4 protein-coding genes are annotated in these 6551 nt (G+C 71.2%); 2 read left to right on the top strand and 2 right to left on the bottom strand.

The genetic code is table 11. The features are described 5' to 3' along the window. Nucleotides 1-84 precede the first annotated feature (84 nt). Entirely contained in the window at nucleotides 85-456 is a 372-nt protein-coding gene (locus AC2VNT_RS05325) for a pyridoxamine 5'-phosphate oxidase family protein (RefSeq protein WP_486945860.1), read from the top strand. Between the two features lie 19 nt (nucleotides 457-475). Here AC2VNT_RS05325 and glgB read toward each other — a convergent pair whose 3' ends face one another. Both glgB and AC2VNT_RS05315 read right to left on the bottom strand, forming a co-directional pair. Further along, nucleotides 476-2671 (bottom strand): 1,4-alpha-glucan branching protein GlgB, encoded by a 2196-nt coding sequence (glgB, locus tag AC2VNT_RS05320; RefSeq protein WP_486945861.1) that lies wholly within the window; start codon nucleotides 2669-2671, stop codon nucleotides 476-478. Nucleotides 2672-2676: 5 nt separating this feature from the next. Further along, nucleotides 2677-4119, bottom strand: coding sequence for a neutral zinc metallopeptidase (locus AC2VNT_RS05315; protein WP_486945859.1), 1443 nt, complete (start codon nucleotides 4117-4119; stop codon nucleotides 2677-2679). A 342-nt stretch (nucleotides 4120-4461) separates the two neighbouring features. Between AC2VNT_RS05315 and AC2VNT_RS05310 the strand changes: the two genes are divergently transcribed. After that, nucleotides 4462-6551, top strand: a 2090-nt coding sequence (locus tag AC2VNT_RS05310) for an MDR family MFS transporter (RefSeq protein ID WP_486945858.1), incomplete at its 3' end; no start/stop codon positions are given.

Genomic DNA, 6551 nt, shown 5'->3' with positions numbered 1-6551 from the left:
ATCCCCGAGTCCTCGTGGATCAACCGACCCGATCAACCAGAGGAGACCACTCAGTAAATACCGCGCAACGGTGCCTCATTCAGGTTGACAGGTTCCGCCGCCGACGACGGCCGTCCACCGGCCAGCGTGCCGATCTGGTACGACTACGTGCCGGGCGGCAACATCCGGATCAACACCGGCGCCAACCGCCGCAAAGCCCGGCTCATCGACCGGGCCGGCGCGGTGAGCCTGGTGGTCCAGCGCGAAGATCTGCCGTACCAGTATGTGGTCGTCGAGGGCACCGTGATCGACGCCACCACCCCCTCGCCCGTCGAGGCCCGGGAAGCGATCGCGATCCGCTATCTCGGCGAGGCCGGCGGGCGGGACTTCGTCGCCCGGATGGACGGGCAGAGCAGCGTGCTGTTCACCATCCGGCCCGATCGCTGGTTCACCGCCGACTCCTCCGCCGACCTGTAGCCGGCCGGTAGCCGGCGGATCAGCACGGCTCCAGCCAGAGCGCCGAGAGCGGGGGCAGCACCAGCACCGCCGACGCCGGGCGGCCGTGGCAGGGCGTCGCGGCGGCGTCGACGCCACCGAGGTTGCCGGTGCCGGCGCCGCCGTAGTCGCGCGCATCGGTGTTGAGCACCTCTCGCCACCGGCCGCCGGACGGCAGGCCGATCCGATAGTCGGTGTGTGTGACTCCGGCGAAGTTGAACACGCACGCCAGCACGGAACCGTCGGCTCCGCAACGCAGGAAGCTCAGCACGTTGTTGGTGGAGTCGTTGGCGTCGATCCACGCATAGCCGGTCTGACTGCTGTCCTGACTCCACAACGCGGGCCGACTGCGGTAGCGGGAGTTGAGGTCACCGACCAACCGCAGGATTCCGGTGGAGAAGCCGTCTTCGTCGAGCTGGAACCAGTCCAGGCCGCGCTGCTCGCACCACTCGGCCCGTTGCCCGAACTCCTGGCCCATGAACAGCAGTTGTTTGCCCGGATGTGCCCACTGGTAGGCGAGCAGGCCGCGCACGCCGGCGGCCTTGGCGTGCTCGTCGCCGGGCATCCGCTCCCACAGGGTGCCTTTGCCGTGCACCACCTCGTCGTGGCTGATCGCCAGCAGGTAGTTCTCGGTGTAGGCGTACAGCATCGAAAACGTCACCTTCTGGTGGTGGTAGCTGCGGTGCACCGGGTCCTGCCCGAGGTAGTCGAGGGTGTCGTGCATCCAGCCCATGTTCCATTTCATGGCGAAGCCGAGGCCGCCGAGCTCGGTCGGCCGGGAGACCCCCGGCCACGAGGTGGACTCTTCGGCGATGAGCACGCTGCCCGGGGCGACTCGGTGCGCCGTCGCGTTCAGCTCCTGCAGGAACCGCACCGCCTCGAGGTTCTCCCGGCCGCCGTGCGCGTTCGGGCTCCAGTCGTCGTAGCGCCGGGAGTAGTCGAGGTAGAGCATCGACGCCACCGCGTCCACCCGCAGGCCGTCGACGTGGAATTCGGTCAGCCAGTACAGGGCGTTGGCCACCAGGAAGTTGCGCACCTCGGGACGGCCGAAGTCGAAAACATAGGTTCCCCAATCGGGTTGCTCGCCGCGGCGCGGATCGGAATGCTCGTAGAGCGGGGTGCCGTCGAACCGGCCCAGCGCCCAGCAGTCTTTCGGGAAATGGGCCGGGACCCAGTCCATGATGACCCCGACACCGGCCCGGTGCAGCGCGTCGATCAACGCCCGGAAGTCGTCCGGGCGGCCGAATCGCGCGGTCGGTGCGTAGTACGAGGTGACCTGGTAGCCCCACGACCCGCCGAACGGATGCTCGGCCACCGGCAGCAGCTCGACGTGGGTGAACCCGTGTGCGACCACGTGGTCGGTGAGTTGTACCGCCAGTTGTCGGTAGTCCAGCCCGCTGCGCCAGGAACCCAGGTGCACCTCGTAGATGCTCATCGGCTCGTCCGCCGGGTTGCGTCCGACGCGCCGGCTCATCCAGGCGGCGTCCCCCCAGCGGTAGCCGCCGGCGGTTACCCGCGACGCGGTGCGCGGCGGGATTTCGGTGCAGAACGCCAGTGGGTCGGCACGTTCGGTGACGACGCCGTCGGCGCCGTGGATCCGGAACTTGTACAGCCCGTCGGCCGGAAAGCCCGGCCAGAACAGCTCCCACACCCCCGACGAGCCGAGCACCCGCAGCGGCGCGTCGGTGCCGTGCCAGCCGTTGAAGTCGCCGATCAGGGCGACGCCGGTGGCGTTGGGCGCCCAGACCGCGAACGACACCCCGGTCACCACGCCGTCGGCGGTGGTAAACGAGCGGTGATGCGCGCCGAGCACCTGCCACAGCCGCTCGTGGCGGCCTTCGGCGATCAGATGCAGGTCCAGCTCGCCCAGCGTGGGCAGGAAGCGGTATCCGTCCGCCACCACGCGGGGGTCGCCCGAGGCGGGGTATCGCAGCTCCAGCCGGTAGTCGAGGAGATCGACGAACGGCAGTGCCACGCCGAACAATCCGCGATCCAGGCGCCGCATCTCGAACCGCTCACCGCCGACCCGCGCGACCACGCTCTCGGCCCCCGGCCGGAACGCCCGGATCACCGTGTGGTCGCCGTACTCGTGCGCGCCCAGCACCGCGTGCGGGTCGTGATGCACGCCGGACACCAGCCGGTCCAGGTCGTCCGGAGCGGGAGCCAGACATCGGCCGGCGGCCGCGCCCCCGGCCATCGGGTTCACCGGAAGCGCCTGAGGCAGCGCTCCTCGTTGCCGAGCACCCCGGTGCGGAACGCGTCGATCCGGGAGAAACCGGCCGGGACCGATTCACCGTTGACGTCGCTGGCGGCCAGGCCGTTGGTCAGCAGGCCGGCGATCGCCTCGTCCAGGTCGCCGGCGCTCAGCGCGAAACTCTGCCCGTCCGAGGTCGGCACCCCCTGGGACATCCGGGCGGTCGCGACCCCGGTCAGGCAGGCGGTGCGCAACGCCGCCTGGGCGCTGTCCAGCGCCAGCCCGCCGCGCTGTGCCTGCACCGCGAGCAGGTAGCGCGACACCACCACCGAGTAGGCGGTGTTGTCGCCGGACAGGCTCACCCTCAGGTCGGCCTTGGTGGCGGTGCCCATCCGTTGCAGCCCGGGCAGGTCGACGGCGATCGTGTTGGTGTCCGGGCAGTACGACGCCGGCGGGCTCGGCCGGGCGCCGGCGCACGACACGTCGGCACCGGTGAAGCTGACCTGTGGCGGGTCGGCGGGGGAGAACACCGTGGTCATCGCGTCCACCACCATGCGTACCGTCTCTTCGGTCACCGGCAGCTCGCCGGTCTCGTCGTGCCGCAGCTGAACCGGGAGGTCGCGGCGGCGCTGCTCGATCTCGCCGACGTCGATCTCCTTGCACGACGTCGCGCCGTCGGTGAAGCCGAACTGGAACGCCGAGACCCGCTCGAACGCCGAGCCGTGCGCGTCGGCCTCCCCGCTGTCGGCACCCGCCTCCAGTGGCGGGTCGCGCAGCACCAGCATCGCGGCCAACACGGCGTTGAGTCCGTCGCCGGTGCCCAGGGTGAACCGCGGTGAATCGCCCTGGGCCACCCAGCGCAGGTCGGCGCCGGTCAGGCAGTCGGCCTGCTGCTCGGCCACCAGGGTCGGGGTGCCGCGCTGTTTGCTCAGGCCGGCACCCTTGGCGATCGCGTGGCCGTATTCGTGCGCGAGCACCATGTTGACGGCCATGTCGCCATAGCTGCCGCGCAGCCCCGGCAACAGCACCCCGCGATCCCAGCCGATGCTATTGTCCAGGTAACAGTAGGCCGCGTTGACCAGCAGAAACGTTTTGTTCTCGCAGAAGGTCCCGCGCATCGCCCGGGCGTCCCAGGAGACCAGCTCGCTGACCGTGCGGAAGCTGCCGTCGAAGGTGTCGGCGAAGGCGGCGCCCCAGAACGCCTCGATGTCGCTGACCGACTGCGCGGCGATCTGATCCACCCGCCCGCCGTCGGTGTGCTCGACGTCCCGGTCGGGCACCGGGGCGTCGGGCCGCAGCCCGTTGGGCCCGTCGGACGCCTCCAGACCGGCCACCCGGAACGGGTCGGCGAAGGTCGAGGTCGGCGTGCCGTCCAGTACTCGTGCGCAGCCGCTGAGCAGCAGCACCGCGCAGATCGCGACGAGGACACCCCGCGAGGATCGTCGGTGCATGGGGTGTGCCTCTCGAAGCGTTGGCTGCCGGGATGCCTACCAGGGTAAACGCTGCCCGGACGACGGCGCCGGTTCGTGGCGCATGGACGTGCCGGCGACGTCGGGAGTTCTCCGGACGCATCGGCTCGGTTCAGCGACAATCGTCTTGAGCGACATCAACAGGACCGCCGATCGCGGACTGAATGGAGATGGGTCATGGCGAATGACTTCGGTACCCAACTCAAGACTCGCAGGGTGAACGCGGGGACATCGAAGAGCGACCGGGTCGACGCCACGGTGAGGCCGAGCCGACGACGGCGCCAGCCGCGCGCCCCGATCACCCGACGTCGCCAACCCTCGTCGATGGCGGTGCTGCTGATCGCGGCCTTCGGCGCCTTCCTCGCTTTTCTCGACTCCACGATCGTCAACGTCGCCTTCCCGGCCATCCAGCGCTACTTCCACACCGACATCGGCAGCCTGTCCTGGGCGCTCAACGCCTACAACATCGCCTTCGCGGCGTTCCTGGTGGCGGGCGGGCGGCTCGCCGATCTGCTCGGCCGGAGACGGACGTTCATCTTCGGGGTGGTGTTGTTCACCGCGGCGTCGGCGCTCTGCGCGGCCGCCGCCACCGTCGGGCAGTTGGTGGCGTTCCGGGTGCTGCAGGGTCTCGGCGCGGCGATCCTGGTGCCGGCGTCGCTCGCGCTGGTCGTCGAGGGGTTCGAGGCCGCGCGCCGCGCGCACGGCATCGGGCTGTGGGGTGCGGCGGCGGCGATCGCGTCCGGCCTCGGCCCACCGATCGGTGGTGCCCTGGTGGAGGCGGCGAACTGGCGATGGGTCTTCCTGGTGAACCTTCCGCTGGGCGTCGTGGCGGTGCTGGTGGCCCGGCGGGGGCTGGTGGAGAGCCGGGCCGTCGGACGGCGGCGGGTGCCCGACCTGCGCGGGGCGGCGTTGCTGGCGCTGGCGCTCGGCTTCCTGACGCTCGGCCTGATCAAGGGCGCGGATTGGGGCTGGACCAGCCCGGCGGTGATCGGGTCGCTGGCGATCTGGGCGGTCGCCACGGTCGGGTTCATGGTGAGTTCGCGTTACCACCCGGCCCCGTTGATCGAGCCGGCGTTCCTGCGCATCCGGTCGTTCGTGGCCGGAAATGCGCTGACGATCATCGCCAGCGCCGGGTTCTATGCCTACATGCTGACCCACGTCTTCTTCCTGAACTACGTGTGGGGTTACTCGCTGCTGTATGCCGGCCTGGCGATCGCGCCCGCCGCGTTCGTGGCCGCCGTGGTCGCGGCGGTGCTCGGCCGGGTCGCCGACCGGCACGGCTACCGGCTGATCGTCGTCGTCGGCGCGCTGACCTGGGCCGGCAGCCTGCTGTGGTACCTCACGCGGGTCGGGTCCACGCCGGATTTCCGGGCTGCGTGGCTGCCCGGCCAGGTGCTGCAGGGCATCGGGGTCGGCGCCACGTTGCCGGTGCTGGGCAGTGCCGCCTTGGCCGGTCTGGCCGCCGGGGGCAGCTACGCCACCGCGGCGGCGGTGATCAGCAGCACCCGCCAGCTCGGCGCCGTGATCGGCATTGCGCTGCTGGTGGTCGTGGTCGGGACGCCGGCCCGCGGCGCGGCCGAGGAGGCGCTCCGGCGGGGCTGGACGCTGTCCGCGGTCTGCTTTCTGGCCGTCGCGGTCACCGGGGTGCTGCTGGGCCGCGCCCCACGGGCGGCCGTGGAGGCGGACGAGGCTGCGCCGGTGCCGCACGTCGACCCGCTGATGCCGCGGCATGCCCCCCAGCACGCGGCCGCTCAACCGGCACCGTCCCCGAACGGGGAGACCGACCTGCTGGGCAACCTGCCGCTCTTCGCCGGCCTGGACGCGGTGGCCCTGGCCGAGCTGCGAAACCACGCCGAGCAGGTTGAGTTGACGGCGGGTTCGTACCTGTTCCGTCAGGGCGAGCCGGCCGACTCGCTCTATGTGGTGCGCAGCGGCCGCCTGCAGGTGTTGCGGAACCACCGCCGGCGGCAGATCGTGGTCACCGAGTTGGGCCGCGGCGAGGTCGTCGGCGAGTTGGGACTGCTGATCGATGCGCCGCGGTCTGCTGCGGTGCGGGCGGTGCGCGACACCACGCTGGTGCGAATCGCCAAGGCGCACTTCGACCGGATCGCCGATGCGGCGGTGCTCGGTGCGCTGGTCCGGGTGCTGGCCACCCGGCTGCACCAGATGCCGCCGCCGGCGATCCCGCGCCCGCCGGCGCCGGAGGTGGTGGTCGCGGTGGTCGGTGTGGACGCCGGTGCTCCGGTGGCGATGGTCACCGCCGAACTGGTCGCCGCCCTGTCGAACCGGCTGCGGGCGGTGAACCCGGGCCGGGTCGGTCGCGACGGGCTGGAGCGCGCCGAGTGGACCGCGGACAAGGTGGTGCTGAGTGCGGCGGCCGACGACGCGGGCTGGCGGGAGTTCTGCCTGCGCTC

This window comes from Mycobacterium sp. TH-M15 (assembly GCF_057473705.1).
Note: the sequence above shows the minus strand (reverse complement) of the source record. Positions and strands in the feature narration are given on the sequence as shown.